Consider the following 226-nt stretch of genomic DNA (forward strand, 5'->3'; position numbering starts at 1 on the left):
TCGGCTAATTCATTTATTTGACCCATTCTCATGGCTACTGGCGCATTTGTTAATACAAATTGCCCACCTTCTTCATGAACGCGTTCTGCTGTTTTCCAAGCAATTGAATTTGAATCTAATGCTCCAAAAATGATTCCCTTTTTTCCTTTTAATAAATTATGTGACATATCTCTCTGTTGGTTTATTCCTGTGTTTATGTTTACGTTTTAATGTGTGTTACTAAAAC

At 34.1% G+C, this 226-nt stretch carries 1 pseudogene; it reads right to left on the bottom strand.

Annotated elements, in window-relative coordinates:
* Positions 1-167: pseudogene (locus tag FUA24_RS25955) on the bottom strand (enoyl-ACP reductase); the annotation flags it as partial.
* Positions 168-226 lie beyond the last annotated feature (59 nt).

This window comes from Seonamhaeicola marinus, assembly GCF_008085455.1.